Genomic DNA, 20989 nt, shown 5'->3' on the forward strand with positions numbered 1-20989 from the left:
ACGTCAGGCGAGCGCCCGGACAGGCGTTTCGCTCACACCGACGGCGTCGCGCAGATGCGCAATCACCTGCGCCAGCAGCGCATCTCGGTGGGTATTGATGAAGAAATGCCCCGCAGGCACGCGCGCCGAGGCAAATGGCCCCGTCGTCTCGCCTGCCCACGCGGGGTCGTTTGCGGGAACGATGCAACGCGCGTCGCCCTCACCGTTGATCGCCAGCAGCGGGCACGCCAGTGGCGCGCGTGCAGGCGGATCGTAAGTGCCGCACAGGTGAAAGTCGGCACGCAGGGCGGGCATGACCAGCGCCATGAACTCGTCGTTCTCCAGCAGGCTTTCCGGCATGCCGCCAAGACGCCGGACTTCGGCCTTGAACGTCATGTCGTCGCACGTCAGCCAGTGTGTCTCACGCTCACGCAGGCTCGGCGCCAGACTCGCCGACGCACCGAACCAGCAAGGCGTCACACCCAGCCGGGCCCGCAGCACATGCGCGAGTTCCAGACCCACCAGCGCCCCCATGCTGTGCCCGAAGATGGCGAACGGTAACGGCGCCTGCCCCGGCACGACAAGGGACGTCAGTGCCTGTTTCGCCATGTCGTCGACGAATGCCGGCCAGCGATGGACCGGCGTGTCGCCATGACGTACACCGCGACCGGCCGGATGCAGCGTCACCACACGAATCCAGTCGGGCAGCGAACGCTGCCAGTCGCGGAAAATCGCTGCGCTGCCTCCCGCATAGGGAAGACAGAACAGGAGGATCGGGGGGCGCATTGTGTCGGAAGGCGTCGGCGCGATAGGGTGTAGGCGCAATCAGTGCACCGACGCAGAGGTGTCGACAGCGGCCGACTGCCCGGCCTGCTCGCTCATCGCCTTTTGCAGGCTGAGCGGTCGCATGTCGGTCCAGTGCTCTTCGATGTACGCGAGACAAGCCGCCTTGTTGCCTTTCATGCCCACGGCGCGCCAGCCACCGGGGATTACCTTGTAACTCGGCCAGATCGAATACTGCGCCTCGTGGTTCACGACAACTTCAAATTCCGCGTTTTCGTCATCCCAGCTCATTGAATCACTCCCTTGATGGTTCGTATTCCTTACTACTTATTTCTCCGCCGAACGCCCGATGTATGCGAGGGTCGTTACGAGGATTCTTAGCAAGTTAATGAGAATCATTCTTCATTGGTGAGGTGGAATCTACAAAAGACACATCGCCTCTGTCAACCGAATTTTGCTCATTTACTTCTAAATATTGGTCATCTTTGTAATATCTATATGACAGGCTTCTCGAATTTATCGGCTCGACGGATACGATAGGATTTCTCTGTAAATGAGAATCGTTCTATACTGTGCGCCGCGTCAGTGACGGCTTTCGCCAACCACCAGTTCGTTCACCAAACGACGTGCCGAGACCTGACAAGGCTCGGCCGTGCACGCCATCGAAGCAGATGCCACTCAAACCGAAGCGAATTCGTAGCGCCCTGTTCCTCCTTGTCGTTGCACTTCTGGCATTCGTGCTGTGGTTCACGATATTTCGACACGTCGAGCATGTGGAAACCGCGACCGTCAACCGGGGCAACCTGGAGTTGAGCGTCACGGCGCTGGGCAATCTTCGTCCGCGAAACTACGTGGACGTTGGCGCACAAGCGTCCGGAGCGATTCGCCGTCTGCATGTTCAGGCGGGGGCCCGGGTCAATAAGGGAGATCTGCTCGTCGAGATCGATCCGGCGGTGCAACAAGCCAAAGTCGATGCCGACCGGGCCAGCCTCGCCAGCCTGCACGCCCAGTTGGCACAAGCCTATGCCGAGCGTGTGCTGGCGGCCCAGCGTGCTGCCCGTCAGCAGCAGATGATGAGCGACGGTGCGACGCGACTCGAAGACGTGCAGACTGCGCAAGCCAATCTGGACGTGGCTGTGGCCAGGATCAACGACCTGCATGCTCAGATCAACGGGGCGACGTCAACGCTCAAGGGCGACGAAGCGCAGTTGGGCTACACACGCATCTATGCACCGATTACCGGCACCGTGGTCTCCCTCGACGCACGCGAAGGTCAGACCCTGAACGCCACCTACCAGACCCCGCTCATCATGCGTATTGCGGACTTGTCTCACATGACCGTGTGGACGCAAGTCTCCGAGGCCGACATCGGGCACGTGAAAGCGGGCATGCCCGTGTACTTCACCACCCTCGGCGGGCAGACCGACACCGGCCCGCGACGCTGGCACGCCGCGGTGCGTCAGGTACTGCCCGCGCCGCCCACGCCGCTGGACAAGAGCGGCGCCGACACTTCGCAGCAGAGTCCGACAGGCAGCACGGGCAAAGTCGTGCTTTACACCGTGCTGGTCGACGTCGACAACGACGACGGCGTGCTCATGCCGGAGATGACCGCGCAGGTGTTCTTCATCATCGCCTCGGCGAAGAATGTGCTGCTCGCCCCGATGACGCCGCTTGTGCCCGTCAACGCGCAGGCGGGGGTCTTCACGGCCAACGTGCTGGTCGACGGCAAGCCTGTCGAGCGCAAGGTGCGCATCGGCCTGCGCGATCGTCTCGACGGCGAGGTCCTCGACGGCCTGAAACAGGGCGACGCCCTGATTACCTCGGTGAGCACCGTTCGCGCCGGGGCCGGGAGGTTCCAGTGGTAACCGACACCCATGCTGCCGGCACGTCCGGCGAGCCGCCTGCACCTGCCCCGCAGGCGATTCCGCTGATCGAACTGGTCGACATCTGCCGCAGCTACGGTGGCGAAGGCGGCACGCCGGCGACGCAGGTACTGCGCGGCGTCTCGATGCGCATCGATGCCGGGGAATTCGTCGCCATCGTCGGCGCTTCCGGCTCAGGCAAGTCGACGTTGATGAACCTGCTCGGCTGCCTGGACCGCCCCACCTCCGGGCAATACCGATTCGCCGGTCAGGATATTGCGTCGTTCCTTGCCGATGAACTCGCGTGGCTGCGCCGTGAAGCGTTCGGCTTCGTGTTCCAGAACTATCACCTGATCCGTACCCTCGACGCGCTGCACAACGTCGAGGTGCCCGCCGTCTACGCGGGCATGTCGCGCGCGGAGCGGCACCACCGGGCAACGGAACTGCTCACCCGACTGGGACTGGATGGACGAATTCACCACCGTCCGCACCAGCTCTCGGGCGGTCAGCAGCAACGGGTGTCCATCGCCCGGGCGCTGATGAACGGCGGGCGCATCATTCTCGCCGACGAGCCGACCGGTGCGCTCGACACGCGAAGCGGCGCCGAAGTCATGGCGTTGCTGCGCGAGCTTGCCGACGCGGGTCACACCGTCATTCTGATTACCCACGACCGTGGGGTCGCCGCACAGGCGCGCCGCGTCATCGAGATTCGCGACGGGCTGATCATTTCCGATAGCGGCGAGGCGCAGCGCGACGGCAACGCGGGCAACGCGGGCGACCGGCCGCCGCCGCCCGACGCCTCGACGCCGCCGGACAGCGCAGGCTGGACGCTGAACGCACAAAACTTCGCGACCACGATGGCGCACGGGCTCTCGCGCTCGGCGTCTCCGTGGGCAGACATCTACGAAGCCGTGCAGGCGGCGTGGCAGGTCCTGCTCGTGAATCGCTTCCGAACGCTGCTCACGCTACTGGGCATCATCATCGGGGTCGCGTCGGTCATCGTGATGCTCGCCATCGGGACCGGCACGCAACGCACTGTCATGGCCAAGATTGCGAGTTTCGGCACCAACCGGATGTATGTGACGCCGGGCGGCGATACGGAGCGCGGCCCCGGCGGCACGCTATCGGAGGCGGATGCCGCGCTCGTCGCGCAGGTGCCCAACGTCGATATCGCAATGCCCTTCTTCGCGGGCAAGACCATCGTGCGCGCCGCCAATGTGGACGTCGGCACGCGACTGTGGGCCGTCACCGAGCAGGCCCCCCACGTGCTGAACTGGAACGTGTCGCGGGGCACCTTCTTTACGCCGCAGGACGTGCGCTCGCTGGCGACCGTCGCGGTCCTCGGCAAGCGCATCAGCACCAAGCTGTTCGGACCAGGCGATCCGCTGGGGCAATACGTGCTGGTGAACAACGTACCGTTCCAGGTCATCGGCGTGCTGGCGGAAAAAGGGGCGACGTCCGGTCAGTCGAACGACGACGACGTGGTGCTCGTGCCGTCCAGCACCGGTAGCCGACGGGTTTTCGGCACCGCCAACCTGTCGTGGATTTCCGTGCTCGTGCACGACCTCGACAAGGTCGACGAGACGGCGGCAGACATCACGCGTGTGCTGACCGAAGCCCATCATGTGAAGGACTTCCAGGTCTACAATCAGGCGGCTTCGCTCAAGGCGCAGAGCGAAGCCCAGCAAACACTGACGCTCACGCTCGGGCTGATTGCGGCCATTTCGCTCATCGTCGGCGGGATCGGCGTGATGAACATCATGCTCATGACCGTGCGCGAGCGCACTCGCGAGATCGGCATCCGCATGGCGACGGGCGCGCGGCAGACCGACATCCTGCGACAGTTCCTGACGGAGTCCGTCATGGTCTCGACCGTCGGCGGCGTGCTGGGCCTCGTTTCCGGTCTGGCCTTCGGGCTGGTGCTCATTCTCTGGGGCGTCGATCTGGTGTTCTCCGTGCGGGCCATGCTCGCCGCGTTCGGATGCGCTCTCGCGACCGGCCTCATATTCGGCTACATGCCCGCACGTCAGGCGGCTCGCCTCGATCCCATCGTCGCTCTCGCGAGCGACTGACCGCCATGCGCAGCAAGCCCACTTCCCTCCCCTTCCGACGCAACGCGACGGCCTCGCTGTCGCTGCGTTCCTTGACGCTCGTTTGTGCAGCGGTCGTCGTCAGCGGGTGCGCACTGCACGAGCCGCCCGCATCGCGCGACGTCGCTACGCCGAGCGCGTTCCAAAGTGGCGCGGGGGCGTCCACGCCCTTGCCCGGTCATCCCGTCGATCAGGCGTGGTGGCAGGCATTCGGAAGCCCGTCGCTAGACCGGGTGATCGCCATGACGGAGCGCGACAGTCTGGATGTCGCGGCGGCTTACGCCCGGGTGCGGCAAGCACAGGCGCTCGCGCGCATTGCGGGCGCGCCCCTGCTGCCGTCGCTCGACGGCAATGCCTCGGCATCACGGCAGGGCCGCATCGGCGGGAATGCCGACGTGTCGGGCACTGCGTTGACGTTAGGCGTCTCGGCCACTTACGAGCTGGATTTCTGGGGGGCGAATCGCGCCGCACGCGATAGTGCGCTGGCGCAGTTACGCGCGAGCGCGTTCGACCGCGATACGATCCGGCTCACGGCGACGGCGGGTGCGGCCAATCTCTGGCTGGCGCTGGCGGCGGCTCGCGAGCGCGCGTCCATCGCCACACAGCAGCGCGATATTGCGGCGGAGGTCCTGCGTCTGGTTCGTGCTCAGGCACGCGCGGGTCAGGCAAGTCCGCTGGATCTGGCGCAGCAGGAAGGACTGTACGACGCGCAACTGCGCAACCTCGCGGCGCGCCGTCAGGACGCGACGGACAGTGAAAATACCCTGGCGGTACTGACGGGACACCATCTGGGCGATGTGCCGCTGGACACCCCGATGCTCGACGCGCTCACCGCACCGGCAGCGGTCGCGTCGTTGCCCAGCGACCTGCTCACGCGTCGCCCCGACATTGCGCGCGCCGAAGCGGTGCTCGCCGCCAGCGACGCCGACGTGCTCGAAGCCCGCGCACGCATGCTGCCATCGATCTCGCTCACGGGCGGCGTAGGGTTTTCGGGAGGCCGTCTGAATACGGTGCTGGAGAATCCGATTTACAGCGTCGCGGCTAGCCTGAGCGCCCCCATCTTTCATGGCGGTGCGCTCGCGGGCGCGCGCGATCTGCGCTCCGCACAACGCGAAGCGGCACTCGCGGATTACCGGAAGACGATCGTTGCCGCGTTCGGCGACGTGGAAGCCTCGCTCAACGCCATTGACGGCATCGAGCGTCAGCAGGACGCACAGCAACGCGAACTGACGCAGGCGCGCACGGCATTCACCCTCGCGCAGTCGCGTTACCGTGCCGGCGCGGATACCCTGCTGACGCTGCTCGACACGCAGCGCACGCTGTTCACCGCCCTGGATCTGCAAGTGCAGCTGCGGCTCGCCCGACTGCAAGCGTCGGTGGCGCTTTACAAGGCGCTAGGCGGTGGATGGCAAATGCCGGGCAGCGCGAATTCCTGAAGCGCCGGGCGCGCATCACGCCCGGCCGCGCCGCATCCCATCTCAGTGCCAACCGCGATGCCAGCCATAGCGCGGATGCCACCATCCCCAGCCGTAGTGCGCGTGATAGCGCCACGAGTAACCGGGGCCCGGTACGACGCCGACCGGTGCGACGTAGACGACACCGGCAGGCGCGACCGCCGCGGGTTCCACCGGGGCGACCGGCGCGACCACGCAGCCGGACAGCGAAGCGCCCAACAACAGCGACGCGGCTAATGTGTAAAAGGTTTGAGATTTCATGGTGAATCGTCCGGGCATTTGAGGGCAGATGCGTTGCATCTACCTCAGTAAACGCATGCGCTGCGACGCATGTTGACGTGGCGCCGCTGCGAATGTGTAAGCACGTATTACGCCGCGTTACGGCGCCGTGCCGCTTGCGACGAGGACGTCCAGTGGCGCACCGCCACTTCCCCTGGTGTTTTCCGTAATGAAATCTTGCGATGACGGGGCGGATGGCGTGCCGCCCCCGACGCCGGCTGGCAACGACTCGCTTTGAAGCGTTTTGCCAGTCACGCGGTAAGTCGACATGAGTCAGCGCGCGAAGGCATCAATGATTTGTCTGGCGATATCGCCCGCATCCTCCTGAAGCGCAAAATGTCCGGTGTCGTAAAGGTGCACGCTCGCCGCCGGGACCGCCGCCTGAATGTCTTTGACACCCGCCGCATCGAAGATCGGGTCACGCTCCCCCCATACGACCAGCGTCCGGGGTTGGTATTTCCGCAAATAGGCTTGCCAGCGCGGATAAAGATCGAAACTCAGCCGGGCATCGGCCAGATAGTCGGCCATGATGCGCTTCTTGTCCGGGTCGCTTAGTGCCGCGGCATCAATCGCCATGGCGTCTGGATCGACTGCATTCAGATCGCGTGTCCCAGTCCGGTACAAATAAACGTCAGCCGCTCGAAGGTCTCGACGCTCCTGGACGCTTCGCTCCTCTTCAGTGACCGGCCCCGTGTGACCCAGTAGCGGCTTGACCCGCTCGGGATTCCATCCGGCCATGGAAATCGGTGTGTTCTGAAAAATCAGTCCAGAGATCCAGTCGGGATGCTTTGACGCGATACGCATGCCGATAGGTCCGCCGAGATCCTGCATATAGAGGATCACAGGCCCTCGCACGGTTTCGCGCAAGAACCGCTCCATCACAGTAGTCAGATTCTCTTGCGTCGCGACAAAGGTGCTGGCGGGCGGGGCATCGCTATTGCCCATGCCGACAAAGTCCGGCGCTATGACATGGAAATGCCCTGCGAGAAGAGGGATCAATCCACGAAACATCTGTGACGAGCTCGGAATGCCGTGCAGCAGCACAACACCAGGAAGCCCGGGATCGCCCGCCTCGCGGTAAAAGATCTTGATACCGTCAACGGTTGCGTGTCGGTAGGACACCGACTGCGCGTGTGCAAATGCGCAAGGAAGCGCAATGATCGACGCACTCAACGCCAGCGCTATGCGTCGCCACAGACGCCCAAGCTTTTGCTCCATGATCAACACCCTCAGCATTTTTCACCAAGTTTAACTTTGCAACCTCAGGCTCCGATCATCCGACATCAAGTTTAAATTTGCAACTAAAAATATTCCCGTACGGCGAATCCTGCTATTGAAGAGACGGGGCAAATAGACGGTCTGCCCCGTCATGACGCCTCAGAACCGATGCCGAATGCCGGTGATGAGCAGTAACTGACTACCGTTGACGGAGGTCGTGGAGGCGTCGCCGATGTACGCCATCGCCGACCCACTGCCGTTATTGCCCGAGGCATGACCCGCGGCCACGATGCCGTAAACATCGGTCCGCTTACTCAGCAAATAGTCGGCCGCCAGAGATACGTGTTGATAGATGGCCGAGGAATTGCCGCTCGCCTTCATGAAGTTGTAGCCAAACTCGACCATGAAGTTGGGTGTCGCTTTCCACAGAACGAAGGGCGACACGTTACTGTAGCGTTCGGAACCGGAGAATTTCGAGTAGGCGTCGGGCACGTATTGGGAAAAGCTGTAATACGCTCCCACGACGTAGTTGCCGAAATCGTAATTCGTTGCCACACGGAAGATGTTGTATGAACGGGCACTCGCGTAGGCCGCATTCACCGGTGTCGAGAAAATGCTGGCCGACGTGGTCACACCGCGCGCCGACGTTGCGCCATTGCCGTTGTCCACGTGCAGGAAGCCTCCCGCGAGCTTCCAGCGGTCGAGCGTATAGGACAACGCCAGACTCCACGTCTGACCAGAGCCGCCGGCCCCGGCAACCCCGCCGAACGAGTATGTCGCGCCGGCCTGCAAGCCCGACCAGTTCGGACTCAGCCACTTGACGGCGTTGTTCATCCGAATGGTGGCGTCGCCGGCATCAACATCCCCGGGCGACGAGTAGAACTCCAGTACGCTATTGCCTTGCACTGGGAGAACAAGATCGCGCAATGTGTCGAACTGCCGGCCGATCGTGAACGTGCCCGCCGTCGCGTGATTGATCCCGACGTATGCTTGTCGGCCAAACATCAGCCCGCCCTGCCCCAATACGCCATTGTTGATGTTGAAGCCGCTTTCCAGACGGAAGATCACCTTGGACGTGGCGTCCAGTGTCTCTTCGCCGAGAAACCCCCAGCGGTTGCCCGAGAGCTGCCCGCCTACCAGTCCGAACTGCGACTTCTCATTACCCGCGTTTCTGACGTACTGCAACGAGTTATCGAGAATGCCGTACAGCGTAACGGAGTCGGCCGCTGCGGCGAACGTGGTCGTCAGCGATCCTCCCGCGATAGCGAGAAGCAAAAGTGTCTTTTTCATGAGCGATGTCGATCTAAGCTGGCAGGACGCGATTTGTATTTGTGCGTGCGTCTCTGCCGGTGGCGGAGCGGCATTCCTGCCGCCCCCTCTCCCCTGGCCGTGTGCCTGCGTCCAGGTGCTTTGGGTGAATGCGTCGGATCAGTAGCCCGGACTCATCTCCTGAAATGCCCGGCCTACGAAGCGCAACATGTTCTCCGAGCCCGAATTCCAGAAGTCGTAGTCGTGTTGCCCCGGACGAAGAATGAACTTATGCGGAACACCGCGAGCGGTCAGAATCTCATTGAGCTTCGTATTACCCAGTACGAAGGGGTCGCCGAGCCCGTCGTCGAACTGCAAGCGCGTTTTCGACAGTTCAGCGACCGGCATCTGGCTCGCGAGATCAAGCACGTTGTACTTGCGCTCGAAGTCGTTGATGCGATCTTTGCCCTTGAGCCCCGGCCCCCAGGCACGGCCATAGCGTCGCTCGTAACCCTTTTCGTCCATGTCGACGATCTGCTGATCGGTGCGCATCGCTGCACTCATCGCTGCCGCAGCGGTGAACATGTCCGGGTGACGGAACGAGTACAACAACGAGGCATAGCCGCCCATCGACAACCCGCCAATGGCGCGGAAACGCCGGTCGCTATAAACGCGATACCGCTTCTCGATCTGCGGCACGAACTCCTGGAAGAACATGTCCTCCCAGCGGAACTTGCCGTCGGCATCGTTCATGTAATAGGTGGCGTAAACATTTTCGCGATCGCGAGTGCCGTCCGGGACGACCACGATCATCGAGGGAATCTCGCCTTTGGCAATCATGCGATCGAGCACATTGCCCATGTTCCCCTGACGGAACCAGTCTTCATATAAACCGTCCCAGCCACCGCCGTGCATGAGATAGAAGATGGGATAAGACCGATTCGATGTCTTGTAGTCAGGCGGCAGATACACCGCATACCTGACCGGCTGACCAAGCACCTTGCTCTGGATCGTCTGGTTCTCGAAGATGGTGCCCGATTCGGCATGCGCCGGCGCAGCGACCGCGAACGCGAACGCCACGCCTGCCAGCAACCCTTTCATGCATCGGGCGACTGCCCGCGCACTGGATTTCCAAGTATTCACGACAAACTCCTTACAGACTTCTGGCGAGCCCGCTCCCCTCATATCGTGCGTGGCACGGGCTCTGGGGAATGACCGCCCACGTTGCGGCGCGGGCGGCCGGACTACGGTGTCAACGTGCAGCGAACTGGCCAAGCGCCTTACCGACGGTCGCGGCAAGGCCGCGACCGCTCAGGCCACCCGGGTCCATTTCCGGGTTGTAAATCGTGAGTTGAATGCCGATCGCGCGCGGGGAACGCATCGCCACGCGCAACGCGCTCGCGAGGTCATCCCACATGAAGCCGTCCGGCTGCGGGTGATCGCACGCCCACATGATGCTTTGATCCAGCACGTCGGCGTCCACGTGAATCCAGAAGCCCTCCGGGCCACCGTCGCGAGTCAGATGCTCGATAGCCTCTTCCGCCGCAGTCTCCGTGCCGAGAATGCGCACTTCCTGACGGTTCAGGGCACGCAGTGCCGGCGGCAGTTGCGGACTGCGATTGCGTAGCTGAATCGCACCATCGCGATAGCCGAAGACGAAGATGTCTTCATCGGCCACCAACGGGCCCTTGTTCTCGATGTTGGCAACTACCGACGGCCCGCGCCCTGTCACGAAGGCCAGATCGCTGGCGGACGCCGCGCCCTGAATCGGATTGGTTTCCGGTGTGTAGAAATCGCAATGCCCGTCGAGATAGAACAGGCCATAGCGGCCCCGACGTTTGAGCGAGAGCATCGAACCCAGCAGGATCGAACAATCGCCACCCAGCACGACGGGAAACTCGCCGGCGTCCAGCGTCGCACTAATCACGTCTGCGAGTGACGACGAGTATTCGTTGATCGCCGACGGATTCATCACGCCCGTCTCCGGATCACGCTCGGCGCGCCATTCCGGACTCTCCACACGTCCGGCATGACGTGCGTTCAAGCGCTTCGCCAACCCGGCTTCAAGCAGCGCTTCGGGCATCTTCGCTACGCCGAGATGCGTCGGGATGTGCCCCAGAACAGAAGGGGCTTCGATAATCGCGAACTTCCTCATGGTGCTCTCCATGCAATAGGGTGATTCGTTAGCGTTCGGCGTCGCCCCACACACCGCGTGTATGAGAGTTCGGCCTCCCGGCTCTCTGTGGAGCCACCTCAACCGACGATCAAAAAGTTCGTACGGCCATCATGCACACCATAAAATGACCAAACAGTCGATATGCATGACCGAACGGTATATTTGAGGCAAATTGGCGTCAACGAATAAAAATGCACCCGCGGGTAAGTCCTAGTGAGACGTGGGCAAAAAGAGACGCCGTTGGGCGAACGCCGAACGGGTTTGGCTGACGTGAAACGAGGGGCGAAGACGCGAAAAGTACGATGGGACGAACGACCTCGCTTGCGCGGGAGGTCGTTCGCAGATCATTGTGTCAGCGCGAAAGCGTGTCGAGGGCGTGTCCGAGATCGGCAATCAGATCATCGGTCGATTCGAGCCCGACGTTAAGTCGCACAATGCGATCTCCGTAATCGCGATACTGCCGTTTGAGGTCGAAACATGGCACGGCGAGACTCGTCACCCCACCCCAGCTGTAGCCGATCCGGAATAGCGACAGTGCGTCGACGAACGCGATAATTTCGTCACGCGAATAGCCGGGCTTGAAGACGATGGAGAAGACGCTGGCAGCTGCGTCGAAGTCACGTTTCCATTGCTCGTGCCCGGGGCACTCCGGTAATGCCGGATGAAGCACCTGTTCGATCTCAGGGCGCGTACTCAGCCATTCGGCCACCCGCGTGGACGAGCGGCCAAGCGCATCGAGACGCACCCCGAGCGTCTGCAATCCTCGCAAAGCGAGGCTGCACTCGTCCGGCGACACTGCCATGCCCAGTTGTGCCCGCGTGTCCCCGATGCGCTCACGCAGCCTCGCGTCGCACACCGACACTGAACCGAGCAGCACGTCACTGTGCCCTCCGACATACTTCGTCAACGCCTGAATACTGATGTCGACGCCATGGGCGAACGCGTCGTAAAGCACGCCTGCGGCATAGGTATTATCGAGCGCGACATAGGCACCATGCCGATGCACAGCCTCGACGATCGCCGACACGTCCTGCACCTCCATGGTGATGGACCCGGGGCTCTCGCACCATACCAGCCGGGTTTGTGGTTTGAGCATGTTCGCGATACCCGCGCCGATCATCGGATCGTACATGTCGACGCTCACGCCGAGCCTACCGAGGATGCCCTGCGCCATCGCCCGGTTCGGACCGTAAGCGCTCTCTGGAACCAACACATGGTCCCCCGGCTGACAGAGTGAAAGATAGACGAGCGCAATGGCCGCTTGCCCGCCCGGTGTAATGAACGTTTGATTCGCCCCTTCGAGACGCGCGATACGTTGCGCCAGTTCGTAGGTCGTCGGCGTGCCGTAAAGACCATACGTGTAGGCCGCGACGGCTGGGTCCCACACGTCTCGTACCTGCGCTGCGCTCGCGAACAGCGTCGTCGACCCCCGGTCGACCGGCGTGTTCAACGAACGAAATCCCTCCGGCGCCAATTGCGCTGCGTCCACGAGTTGCGTGCGCCAGTCCAACCGCTTCGTGTCTACCTTCCCCTTCATTTTCGCCTCCTTGTTGATCCAACAAAACAACCATTCGGTCGAAATAATATACCGTTCGGGCATTTTTTCGTGATAACTTTGCCGCGCCGGTGCGATCCCTCGTCCCGGCATCCACCACGATTTCGAATCAGGAGCTGAGATGGAGTTTGCCTTATTCTTCACGCGTAATGACCAGACGGTGACGGACTGCATGGACATGTTCGACAACTTCCAAGGGAGCGGTATTCAGCATTTCGGCTTCAAGGATGTCGGCGTGGGTCGCGCGACGCTCAGGCAACTGAACGACGCGATTCAGGCAGCTGGAGCGCGCTCGTATATGGAGGTCGTATCGGCGTCTCCCGAAGCGTGCCTGCGGTCGGCAGAGGTCGCGGCGGAACTGGGGGTGAGCCGTTTGCTCGGCGGCACAGACGTCAGCGCAATGCTCGCGGTGCTCGCGGGCACCGGCATCGAGTACTTTCCCGCGCCGGGCCGTCCGGAAGGTCATCCGGTGAAACTGGCCGGTTCGCTCGCGCAGATCGTGGACGACTGCAAACGCTTCATGGATATGGGGTGTGCTGGCGTGGACCTGCTGGCCTACCGAGCGACGGACGTCGAACCCCTCGATCTGGTGCGCGCCGCGCGCGCAGTCGTCGCGCCGGGCGGATTGGTGGTGTCGGGATCGGTGAGCACGCCCGAGCGCGTTCGCGCCATTCGTGAAGCAGGCGCCGATCTCTTTACCGTCGGAAACGCCGTGCTCGATTGCACCTATGTGCCGGGGGAGCGCTCAGCACTCGCACAGGCGAAGGCCATGCTCGCGGACAGTCGCGCCTGATCCGCCGCGCGGCATCTTCTCCGAAGACAAACACCCATGCGCGCTCCTCCCCCGGATCGCGCATCGGTGAAAGCACTCGACGAATCCTTATCGACGCTTGCCTGCCGGAGCGGCCGCTCTGGCCGTCGACGCCGCACGCGTCACGATCACCTCGACACCGGCAGCGGCCAACGCGTCGGCCAATTGCACATCGGGTGCACGGTTCACGATCAGCCGATCGATCTGACCGAGGTGACAGACTCGAAACAACGCATTCCGGTTGAGTTTTGAATCGTCAGCGATGACGGTGACGCGCCTTGCCTGTTTGATCATCGCCCGGGCGATTTCCGCCTCACGTAATTCGAAGTCCATCACCCCGGATGCGTCGATGGCGCCCACGGTAATCACGGCATCGCGGCACGTGTACTGACCGATCTGTTCGACAGCCAACGGTCCGACGTTCTCCGCAGCCTCTTCCAGATATTCACCGCCGATCAGAAAAACGCGATGCCCGGATGCCCCACGCGTTAGCGTCTGCGTGATCGCAATCGAATTGGTGACGACGGTCATGGGCGGGCGCGAGGCAAGTTCCTCAGCAAAGGCCACCGTCGTGGTGCCAGTGTCGATGAACAATGTATCGCCGCTCTCGAAAAGCGATGCCGCCAGGCGACCGATCTCCCGCTTTTCCTCGGCATGCTCCTGCAAGCGCGAACGAAAGGCCCCTTCGGTATAACGCTCCAGCCGCTCGGCGCCGCCGTGATATTTGCGCAGTTGCCCCTGAAGCGACAATTCGGTCAGATCTCGGCGAATCGTCTCGCGCGATGCGTCCAGCTCGTCGGCCAGAAAATCGACCGTCACCTTTCCCGTATCCCGCACGAATTGCAGGATCGCGGCATGCCGTTCGGATGGTTTCATTCTCTCGTTTCTACTAGGTTCAAAATCGGGCGACGAAACAGGCAATCCTCCCGGACGTCGTTATCGGGCATGGATCAGGCCCGATGTGGCCGAAGAAGAATACCAAATCGCCCTTGGCTTTACTACGCATTGACTGATCGGGAGAAATTAATTACCGTTCGGTCATTATCATTCAAATCGAGATCGATGTGACACATCATCCCCCTCCTGCCGACGATCTTTTCGATGTCGCCGTAATCGGCGCAGGCGTCGTCGGTTGCGCAGTGGCGCGTCGCTTCACACTTCACGGCGCCAAGGTCGCCGTGCTGGAGCGCGGTACGGACATCCTCTCCGGGGCGAGCAAGGCGAACAGCGCGATTCTGCACACGGGGTTCGACGCCCCGGAGCAAAGCCTCGAGCTCGCGTGCATGCAAAGCGGGTACGAGGAATATCTCGGCATCGCGCATGGCATGAATCTCGGTTTGCTAGAGACGGGCGCGATGGTCGTCGCGTGGACACCCGAGGAGCTCGCACGGCTTGATGCCATCGAAGCACAGGCTCGGGCCAATGGCGTGACGGACGTTTCACGCATGACTCCCGCCGAAGTCCTGCAACGTGAGCCTCACATCAATCCCAGGGCAATGGGTGGCCTCCTGGTGCCGCGCGAACACGTCATCGACCCGTGGTCCGCGCCGCTCGCCTATATCACGCAAGCCGTGCAGAACGGCGCACGGCTGCTGCGTAATGCGGAAGTTCTGCGCGCCACGGATACCGGCAGCGAATGGCATCTGTCCACGCCGCATCACGACGTGCGAGCACGTTTCGTCATCAATTGCGCCGGGCTGTACGGCGACCACGTCGAGCAACGTCTGCTCGGGACGTCCTCATTCAACATCCTGCCTCGCAAGGGGCAATTCGTGGTGTTCGACAAGGCCGCCTCATCGCTGCTGCGCACGATACTGCTGCCGGTCCCGACGGAGCGCACCAAAGGTGTCGTACTGACCCGTACGGCGTTCGGTAATGTGCTCGTCGGTCCGACGGCACAGGAGCAGACGGACCGTGATCATGCGGCGCTCGACGAGGCGACACTGCAAGCGCTGATCCGCAAGGCCGGGGAACTGGTTCCCGGCCTCGACAGGATGCCGGTAACCGCAACTTACGCGGGCTTGCGCCCGGCCACGGAATCCAAGGCCTATCGAGTGCAACTCGACCTCGCGCGCCGCTACTTGCTCGTGGGAGGCATTCGTTCTACCGGATTGACCGCAGCGCTGGGATTGGCTACCCATGCATTTGCGCTGTACGCAGGTGCGCAAGCGCCGCACTTCCCTATCGAGCGGCCCATGCGCCCGCTGATGCCCAATCTGTGCGAGCACCGCCCTCGGGCCTGGCAGGCGCCAGGGGCCTCGCCAATCGTCTGTCACTGTGAACTGGTGACGGAGGACGAAATTACGGCGGCGATGGAAAGCGATGTACCGGCGGGCGATTTCGGTGGACTCCGGCGACGCACCCGGGTTTGTATGGGCCGGTGTCAGGGCTTCTATTGCGGTGCGCGCGTGGCAGCGATGACGGCGGGTCATTTGGCAAATGCGCTCGCTTGCGAGGAGGTCGAACATGACGCGTATTGAAGCAGACGTCATCGTGGTTGGCGGCGGACCATCGGGCATCGCCGCTGCGGTCGCGATGAAACAACGGGGCGTCGGCCGGGTCGTGATTATCGAACGCGAGCCGGTTCTTGGCGGTGTGCCGCGACATTGCGGCCATCCGCCGTTCGGCATGCGGGAGTTCGGCCGCGTGATGACCGGCCCACGCTACGCGGAGCGACTGGCACGCTATGCCATTGAACACGGCGTGGAGATTCTTACACGCACGACAGTCGTAGCGCTGGAGCAAGATGGCGTGTTGCGCATTGCGAGTCATTCGGGACAAGGTGTTGCCCGGGCCTCCCGCGTCGTCCTCGCTACCGGAGTCCGTGAAATGCCGCGCTCGGCCCGCCTGATTTCCGGAGACCGGCCCTTGGGTGTGGTCAATACCGGGGCGCTACAGGCCTATGTCTATCTTCAGGGGCTGACACCCTTTCGCCGCCCGGTCATCGTCGGCACCGAACTCGTGGCGCTTTCGGCACTTCTGACTTGTCGTAAGGCAGGTATCCGACCGACCGCAATGCTCGAAGAGAACTGCCGCCCGACGACCTATCGCGCGTTCATGGGATTGCCTCGAATGCTGGGCGTCCCGGTCCATTACGCCTCGCGCATCGAAGCCATTCACGGCAGCCATCGCGTCGACGCCGTCACGGTTCGCCAGGAAGACGGCAAGGTCCGCACACTCGCCTGCGACGGTGTGTTGTTCACTGGCCGCTTCACACCGGAATCCACACTGGTACGCACCAGTCACCTCGAGCTCGACGACGGCACGCAAGGCCCTCAGATCGATCAATTCGGTCGTTGCACCGACAGCACTTACTACGCTGCAGGCAATTTACTGCGCCCGGTTGAGACTGCCGGATGGTCGTTTCGCGAAGGACGCCGCATCGGGCACTGCGTGGCCGACGACCTGCTCGGCATCATGCCGCGTGCGCAGCACGTGGTGAAAATCGAGCGCACGGAAGGCATCAAGCTTGTCGTGCCACAGCGCATCTCGCTGCCAAGCACTGCACAGGGCCTCGCCCAGTTGCAGGTGCGTGTGACGCGTCAGGCAAGAGGCTCACTCAACGTCAATAACGGCCGAAGCACCCTTTGGCAATCCAGAAAACATTTGCTGCCAGAACGAAGAGTCCTCATACCCATGCCACAGATCGCCCTTGAAGACGACCTCGACGCCCTGAGCGTCGGCATCCAGTCGGCCAGTGCCGACGCCCCTTTTTCCCGAGGCTGAGGCTATGCGCATCGCAGCCATCGACCAGGGAACCACGAGCACGCGCGTACTCGTCGTCGACGAACACGGCGGTGCCGATATCGCACGCGCCATACGACATCACACTTATCACCCGCATCCCGGCTGGGTCGAGCAATCCGCGGAGGAGTTGCTATCCAACATGAGCGCTTGCGTCGAGACGGCCGGGAACGTCGACGCGATGGGCATCGACAATCAGGGCGAGAGTTGCCTCGCATGGGATGCGAAGACAGGGGAGGCGCTCTCCCCGGTGATTGCGTGGCAGGACAATCGCACCGAAGTGGAACTCAACAGGCTGCGCGCCGATGGTGCGCAATCACTGACGCTCGAACGCGCGGGTCTGCCTATCGACCCCTACTTCTCTGCCTCGAAACTGGCGTGGCTGCTCAAACACAATCGCAAGGTGCGCAACGCCCGCAAACGCGGCACGTTGCGACTGGGCACGACAGACGCCTATTTCCTCGACCGGCTGACCGGACATTTCGCAACGGATACGACGACGGCGTCACGCACGTCGCTGATGAATCTGCAAACGGGGCAGTGGGACGACGCGCTGTGCAAGCTATTCGACGTCCCTGTGGAGTGTCTGCCCGAGATCCGGTCAACGGTCGGTGACTTCGGCCAGATCGGCAATGTACCGGTCACGGCGTCCGTCGTCGATCAGCAAGCAGCGCTGTACGGTCACGGTTGTCGCAAATCGGGCGATGCCAAGATCACGTTCGGCACCGGCGCGTTCGCTCTGACACTTACGGGCGAGCACATCGTGCGCGTGCCCGACCAGGGATTGGTGCCGACGGTGGCATGGCGCATCGGCGACAAGATCACCTACGCGCTCGAGGGCGGCGTGTACGACGCGAGCGCAGCGGTCGAATGGGGCGGCCGCCTTGGGCTGTTCGAAGACCTCGCGGAAATCTCGGCATTCGAGTCGCCGGCCGCGATTGCATCCGGTCTCGTCTTCGTTCCCGCGCTTTCGGGGCTTGCCTGCCCGCACTGGGATCGGACGGCGGGGGCGATGTGGATCGGCATGCGCGCCTCCACCTCGCGTCAGGACATGTGTCAGGCCATGCTCGAAGGCGTAGCGATGTGCGCGGCACAAGTCATGCACGCCATGTCACGTCACGTCGATATGGCCAGCCACATTTCCGTCGATGGTGGTCTCGCGCGAAACACTTACTTCGCACACTTTCTGGCCGATGTGCTAGGCACTTCCGTGAGAACGCAACGATTCCATGAACTGACGTCGTTCGGCTGTGCGGCACTCGCCGCGCTGGGCTACGGCGTACAACTTCAGGAAAGGCGCAACCCTTCCATCATCTTCAAACCGAGACAACCGACGGAGACGATTGCCGCCTGGCACAACACGTTTTCACAAGCCATACAACGCTCACGCGGCTGGCGATAAGGTGAACCCGCCTTACGTCGGACCACTGCGCCTCTCTCACTTTTCGTTCTCGTCGTCTTCAGCCGTATTGCAGGAGTTACATCGTGAATCAGGAAACACAGCCTCACGCGCCGTCTCACACCCCCGAGTTGCGCCGGACGTTGGGCACATGGCATCTGTGGGCCATCGCCGTGGGGCTCGTCATCTCCGGCGAGTACTTCGGCTGGAGTCTGGGCTGGTCGCAAGCAGGAACGCTCGGATTCGGCATCACGACGATTTTCGTCTCGTTGATGTTCACCGCGTTCATTTTCAGCTTTACGGAATTGAGCACCTCGATCCCGCAGGCGGGCGGGCCGTTTGCCTACGCTCGACTGGCGTTCGGCGACACAGGAGGATATTTCGCCGGGATGGCGACACTCGTCCAGTACGTGCTCACACCGCCAACCATCGCACTGGCCATCGGCGGCTATCTGGCGTTCCAGTTCAAGGGACTCGACCCGAAAACCGCCGCGCTTGGCGCTTATCTCGTCTTCATGGGCCTGAACATCGTCGGCGTGCAGATCGCCGCGACTTTCGAACTGGTCATCACGGTGTTCGCCATCTTTGAGTTGCTGGTGTTCATGGGCGTCGTCGCACCCGGCTTTTCTTTCACGAACTTCGCGGCGAATGGTTGGGCCGGTAGCGAGCATTTCGGCGGCGCGGCGATTGCTGGGATGTTCGCGGCGATTCCGTTCGCCGTGTGGTTCTTCGGCTGCATCGACGGTGTCGCCATGGCCGCAGAAGAAGCGAAGACACCTTCGCGCTCAATCCCTCGGGCCTACATCGGCGCCATCGTGACGTTAGTGGTGCTTGCCATCGGCGTCATGGTCTTTGCCGGTGGCGTGGGCGACTGGCGCCAGATCGCGAATAAGGACGCACCGTTGCCCGAAGCCATGAAGCTCGTGGTCGGCGAGAACAGTGGCTGGCTGCATATGATGGTGTGGCTCGGACTCGGCGGCCTCGTCGCATCGTTCCACGGCATCATCCTCGGCTACTCGCGTCAGATATATGCGCAGGCGCGCGACGGATATCTGCCGCCGTCACTGGCTCACGTCAGCCGGCGATTCAAGACACCGCACCGCGCGATTCTTGCCGGGGGCATCGTGGGCATCGCAATGATCTACGGCGTGAGCTGGATCGCCAAAGGCGGCGCTGACGAAGTGATGTTCGACATCGCCGTACTCTCGGTGATGGGCATGATGGCGATGTACGGCATCAGCATGCTGGCGCTGTTCCGTCTCCGGCGCATTGCGCCGGATCTGCCGCGCTCGTACCGTGCGCCGGGCTATCCGTATGTGCCGGCCTTCGCCCTGTTCGGCATCGTCGTCTCACTGATCAGCATGGCGGTCTCGTATCCCATCCTCTTCAGCTTCTTCTGCGTGATTCTCGTGATTGGATATGCGGGCTTTCGCGTGTCGAGAAACCATCGGACAGTGACGACGGGCAACGCGCCGGCGATCGACTGATGCCGACGTGCGCGACTACTGACCAAACCAGGGGCGCGCACTGCCATCGCCGGGCGCGGCATCCTCATGCAGCAGACTCGCCTCCCAGGCAATCAGCCACTGCTTAAGCGACAGGCCACCACCGAAAAACCCGGTCAGCGCACCGTTCGCCGCCACCACGCGATGACAGGGAATGACGAGCGGAATCGGGTTGTTTCGGCAGGCCATGCCCACGGCACGTGCCGCACCTCGGCTCGCGAGGCGGTTCGCCACGTCGCCGTAGCTGCAAAGACGACCGAACCCGATTTCGCAAATGGCCGACCAGGCTGCGCGCAGGAATGGCGTGGCTTCGAGTCGCAACGGCAAATCGAACTGTCTGCGCGTGCCCGCAAAGTACTCGTGTAACTGACACGTCACCGCATCGCTTAACGGCGTCTGCCTCTCGCTGTACACCAACGTCTCGGGCAGATAGCCCGGCAAATGCAGCCTCGCCAGCGCACCCTCGTGCGACTCGATGGCGATCTCTCCGATCGCCGTCGCGATCTTGTGCGCCTGTTTCATGTGTATCGCCTCAGTTGTCATCGCACGCCTGGCAGCTAGGAATTTCCCGAAGAACATTGTTTTTTATTTGACCATTCGGTCATCATTATATACCGTTCAGTCACAAACGAAGCCCGGGTGTTCTCTGTCGGGCGATAACGAAAGGCCGCGTCGTCGGGTGTTCCGAGGGCCGGGGGCGCGGAAGAATGGAGACTCGATGGACATCCTGACGCAACAAATCTTGAACGGCCTCGTGCTTGGTAGCGTGTACGCGATCATTGCACTGGGCTACACGATGGTTTACGGCATTCTGGGCATCATCAACTTCGCCCACGCCGACGTGATGATGATCGGCGCGATGGTCGCGCTGTCCACCATCAACCTG

At 62.3% G+C, this 20989-nt stretch carries 18 protein-coding genes and 1 pseudogene; 9 read left to right on the forward strand and 10 right to left on the reverse strand.

Features of this window, described 5'->3' with window-relative positions:
- Nucleotides 1–3 precede the first annotated feature (3 nt).
- Together A9762_RS10025 and A9762_RS10030 are read right to left on the reverse strand one after the other, a co-directional pair.
- Complete coding sequence (locus A9762_RS10025) at nt 4–765, reverse strand: thioesterase II family protein (RefSeq protein WP_069341870.1); 762 nt, start codon at nt 763–765, stop codon at nt 4–6.
- Nucleotides 766–804: 39 nt separating this feature from the next.
- Nucleotides 805–1053 (reverse strand): MbtH family NRPS accessory protein, encoded by a 249-nt coding sequence (locus A9762_RS10030; RefSeq protein WP_069341871.1) that lies wholly within the window; start codon nt 1051–1053, stop codon nt 805–807.
- A 380-nt stretch (nt 1054–1433) separates the two neighbouring features.
- Between A9762_RS10030 and A9762_RS10035 the strand changes: the two genes are divergently transcribed.
- From A9762_RS10035 to A9762_RS10045, 3 genes are read left to right on the forward strand one after another with little or no spacing between them, the layout of a single operon-like run.
- Complete coding sequence (locus A9762_RS10035) at nt 1434–2627, forward strand: efflux RND transporter periplasmic adaptor subunit (RefSeq protein WP_069341872.1); 1194 nt, start codon at nt 1434–1436, stop codon at nt 2625–2627.
- Nucleotides 2621–4696 carry a MacB family efflux pump subunit gene (locus tag A9762_RS10040; RefSeq protein ID WP_139133151.1) on the forward strand — a complete coding sequence of 692 codons (2076 nt, stop codon included), beginning with the start codon at nt 2621–2623 and terminating at the stop codon, nt 4694–4696. Before A9762_RS10035 ends, A9762_RS10040 begins: the two co-directional genes overlap by 7 nt.
- 5 nt (nt 4697–4701) lie before the next feature.
- The gene (locus tag A9762_RS10045; RefSeq protein ID WP_083253805.1) at nt 4702–6150 is read left to right on the forward strand and encodes an efflux transporter outer membrane subunit; all 1449 of its coding nucleotides are present in this window, start codon (nt 4702–4704) and stop codon (nt 6148–6150) included.
- A 42-nt stretch (nt 6151–6192) separates the two neighbouring features.
- Here A9762_RS10045 and A9762_RS10050 read toward each other — a convergent pair whose 3' ends face one another.
- From A9762_RS10050 to A9762_RS10075, 6 genes are all read right to left on the reverse strand, one after another.
- Complete coding sequence (locus tag A9762_RS10050; protein WP_069341873.1) at nt 6193–6429, reverse strand: hypothetical protein; 237 nt, start codon at nt 6427–6429, stop codon at nt 6193–6195.
- 291 nt (nt 6430–6720) lie between these two features.
- A complete protein-coding gene (locus tag A9762_RS10055; protein ID WP_170836216.1) occupies nt 6721–7665 on the reverse strand; it encodes an alpha/beta fold hydrolase in 945 nt (314 codons plus the stop codon).
- 159 nt (nt 7666–7824) lie between these two features.
- Complete coding sequence (locus A9762_RS10060) at nt 7825–8955, reverse strand: porin (RefSeq protein ID WP_069341874.1); 1131 nt, start codon at nt 8953–8955, stop codon at nt 7825–7827.
- A gap of 138 nt (nt 8956–9093) precedes the next feature.
- Nucleotides 9094–10056 (reverse strand): esterase family protein, encoded by a 963-nt coding sequence (locus A9762_RS10065; RefSeq protein ID WP_170836217.1) that lies wholly within the window; start codon nt 10054–10056, stop codon nt 9094–9096.
- 109 nt (nt 10057–10165) lie between these two features.
- Complete coding sequence (locus tag A9762_RS10070; protein WP_240493496.1) at nt 10166–11068, reverse strand: arginase family protein; 903 nt, start codon at nt 11066–11068, stop codon at nt 10166–10168.
- Between the two features lie 373 nt (nt 11069–11441).
- Nucleotides 11442–12818 (reverse strand): cystathionine beta-lyase, encoded by a 1377-nt coding sequence (locus A9762_RS10075; RefSeq protein ID WP_240493497.1) that lies wholly within the window; start codon nt 12816–12818, stop codon nt 11442–11444.
- A gap of 4 nt (nt 12819–12822) precedes the next feature.
- Between A9762_RS10075 and A9762_RS10080 the strand changes: the two genes are divergently transcribed.
- Nucleotides 12823–13437 (forward strand): 4-hydroxythreonine-4-phosphate dehydrogenase, encoded by a 615-nt coding sequence (locus tag A9762_RS10080; protein ID WP_206093568.1) that lies wholly within the window; start codon nt 12823–12825, stop codon nt 13435–13437.
- A gap of 87 nt (nt 13438–13524) precedes the next feature.
- Here A9762_RS10080 and A9762_RS10085 read toward each other — a convergent pair whose 3' ends face one another.
- Nucleotides 13525–14331: a DeoR/GlpR family DNA-binding transcription regulator gene (locus A9762_RS10085; protein WP_069341877.1), complete on the reverse strand. Its 807-nt coding sequence runs from the start codon at nt 14329–14331 to the stop codon at nt 13525–13527.
- A 188-nt stretch (nt 14332–14519) separates the two neighbouring features.
- Here A9762_RS10085 and A9762_RS10090 point away from each other — a divergent pair, with 188 nt between their 5' ends.
- From A9762_RS10090 to eat, 4 genes are all read left to right on the forward strand, one after another.
- Complete coding sequence (locus A9762_RS10090; protein WP_069341878.1) at nt 14520–15935, forward strand: NAD(P)/FAD-dependent oxidoreductase; 1416 nt, start codon at nt 14520–14522, stop codon at nt 15933–15935.
- Complete coding sequence (locus A9762_RS10095; protein WP_170836218.1) at nt 15922–17181, forward strand: NAD(P)/FAD-dependent oxidoreductase; 1260 nt, start codon at nt 15922–15924, stop codon at nt 17179–17181. The genes A9762_RS10090 and A9762_RS10095 overlap by 14 nt, the downstream gene beginning before the upstream one ends.
- Nucleotides 17182–17185: 4 nt before the next feature.
- A complete protein-coding gene (locus A9762_RS10100) occupies nt 17186–18601 on the forward strand; it encodes an FGGY family carbohydrate kinase (protein ID WP_069341879.1) in 1416 nt (471 codons plus the stop codon).
- A gap of 83 nt (nt 18602–18684) precedes the next feature.
- Entirely contained in the window at nt 18685–20085 is a 1401-nt protein-coding gene (gene eat, locus A9762_RS10105) for an ethanolamine permease (protein WP_069341880.1), read from the forward strand.
- 15 nt (nt 20086–20100) lie between these two features.
- On the opposite strand, the gene A9762_RS10110 is transcribed toward eat, so the two are convergent.
- Nucleotides 20101–20625, reverse strand: coding sequence for a methylated-DNA--[protein]-cysteine S-methyltransferase (locus A9762_RS10110; protein ID WP_069341881.1), 525 nt, complete (start codon nt 20623–20625; stop codon nt 20101–20103).
- Nucleotides 20626–20821: 196 nt separating this feature from the next.
- Here A9762_RS10110 and A9762_RS10115 point away from each other — a divergent pair.
- A pseudogene (locus tag A9762_RS10115) lies at nt 20822–20989 on the forward strand (branched-chain amino acid ABC transporter permease); the annotation flags it as partial.

Source organism: Pandoraea sp. ISTKB (genome assembly GCF_001721285.1).
GTDB classification, from domain to species: domain Bacteria; phylum Pseudomonadota; class Gammaproteobacteria; order Burkholderiales; family Burkholderiaceae; genus Pandoraea; species Pandoraea capi.

Bases quoted from the DNA above. Each gene is read 5' to 3' on its own strand.
- A9762_RS10030 (WP_069341871.1), bottom strand. From the start codon at position 1,053: ATGAGCTGGGATGACGAAAACGCGGAATTTGAAGTTGTCGTGAACCAC.
- A9762_RS10100 (WP_069341879.1), top strand. From the start codon at position 17,186: ATGCGCATCGCAGCCATCGACCAGGGAACCACGAGCACGCGCGTACTC.
- A9762_RS10070 (WP_240493496.1), bottom strand. From the start codon at position 11,068: ATGAGGAAGTTCGCGATTATCGAAGCCCCTTCTGTTCTGGGGCACATC.
- A9762_RS10080 (WP_206093568.1), top strand. From the start codon at position 12,823: ATGTTCGACAACTTCCAAGGGAGCGGTATTCAGCATTTCGGCTTCAAG.
- A9762_RS10050 (WP_069341873.1), bottom strand. From the start codon at position 6,429: ATGAAATCTCAAACCTTTTACACATTAGCCGCGTCGCTGTTGTTGGGC.
- A9762_RS10095 (WP_170836218.1), top strand. From the start codon at position 15,922: ATGACGCGTATTGAAGCAGACGTCATCGTGGTTGGCGGCGGACCATCG.
- A9762_RS10055 (WP_170836216.1), bottom strand. From the start codon at position 7,665: ATGGAGCAAAAGCTTGGGCGTCTGTGGCGACGCATAGCGCTGGCGTTG.
- A9762_RS10085 (WP_069341877.1), bottom strand. From the start codon at position 14,331: ATGAAACCATCCGAACGGCATGCCGCGATCCTGCAATTCGTGCGGGAT.
- A9762_RS10110 (WP_069341881.1), bottom strand. From the start codon at position 20,625: ATGAAACAGGCGCACAAGATCGCGACGGCGATCGGAGAGATCGCCATC.
- A9762_RS10060 (WP_069341874.1), bottom strand. From the start codon at position 8,955: ATGAAAAAGACACTTTTGCTTCTCGCTATCGCGGGAGGATCGCTGACG.
- A9762_RS10045 (WP_083253805.1), top strand. From the start codon at position 4,702: ATGCGCAGCAAGCCCACTTCCCTCCCCTTCCGACGCAACGCGACGGCC.
- A9762_RS10075 (WP_240493497.1), bottom strand. From the start codon at position 12,818: ATGCAGTCCGTCACCGTCTGGTCATTACGCGTGAAGAATAAGGCAAAC.
- A9762_RS10025 (WP_069341870.1), bottom strand. From the start codon at position 765: ATGCGCCCCCCGATCCTCCTGTTCTGTCTTCCCTATGCGGGAGGCAGC.
- A9762_RS10035 (WP_069341872.1), top strand. From the start codon at position 1,434: ATGCCACTCAAACCGAAGCGAATTCGTAGCGCCCTGTTCCTCCTTGTC.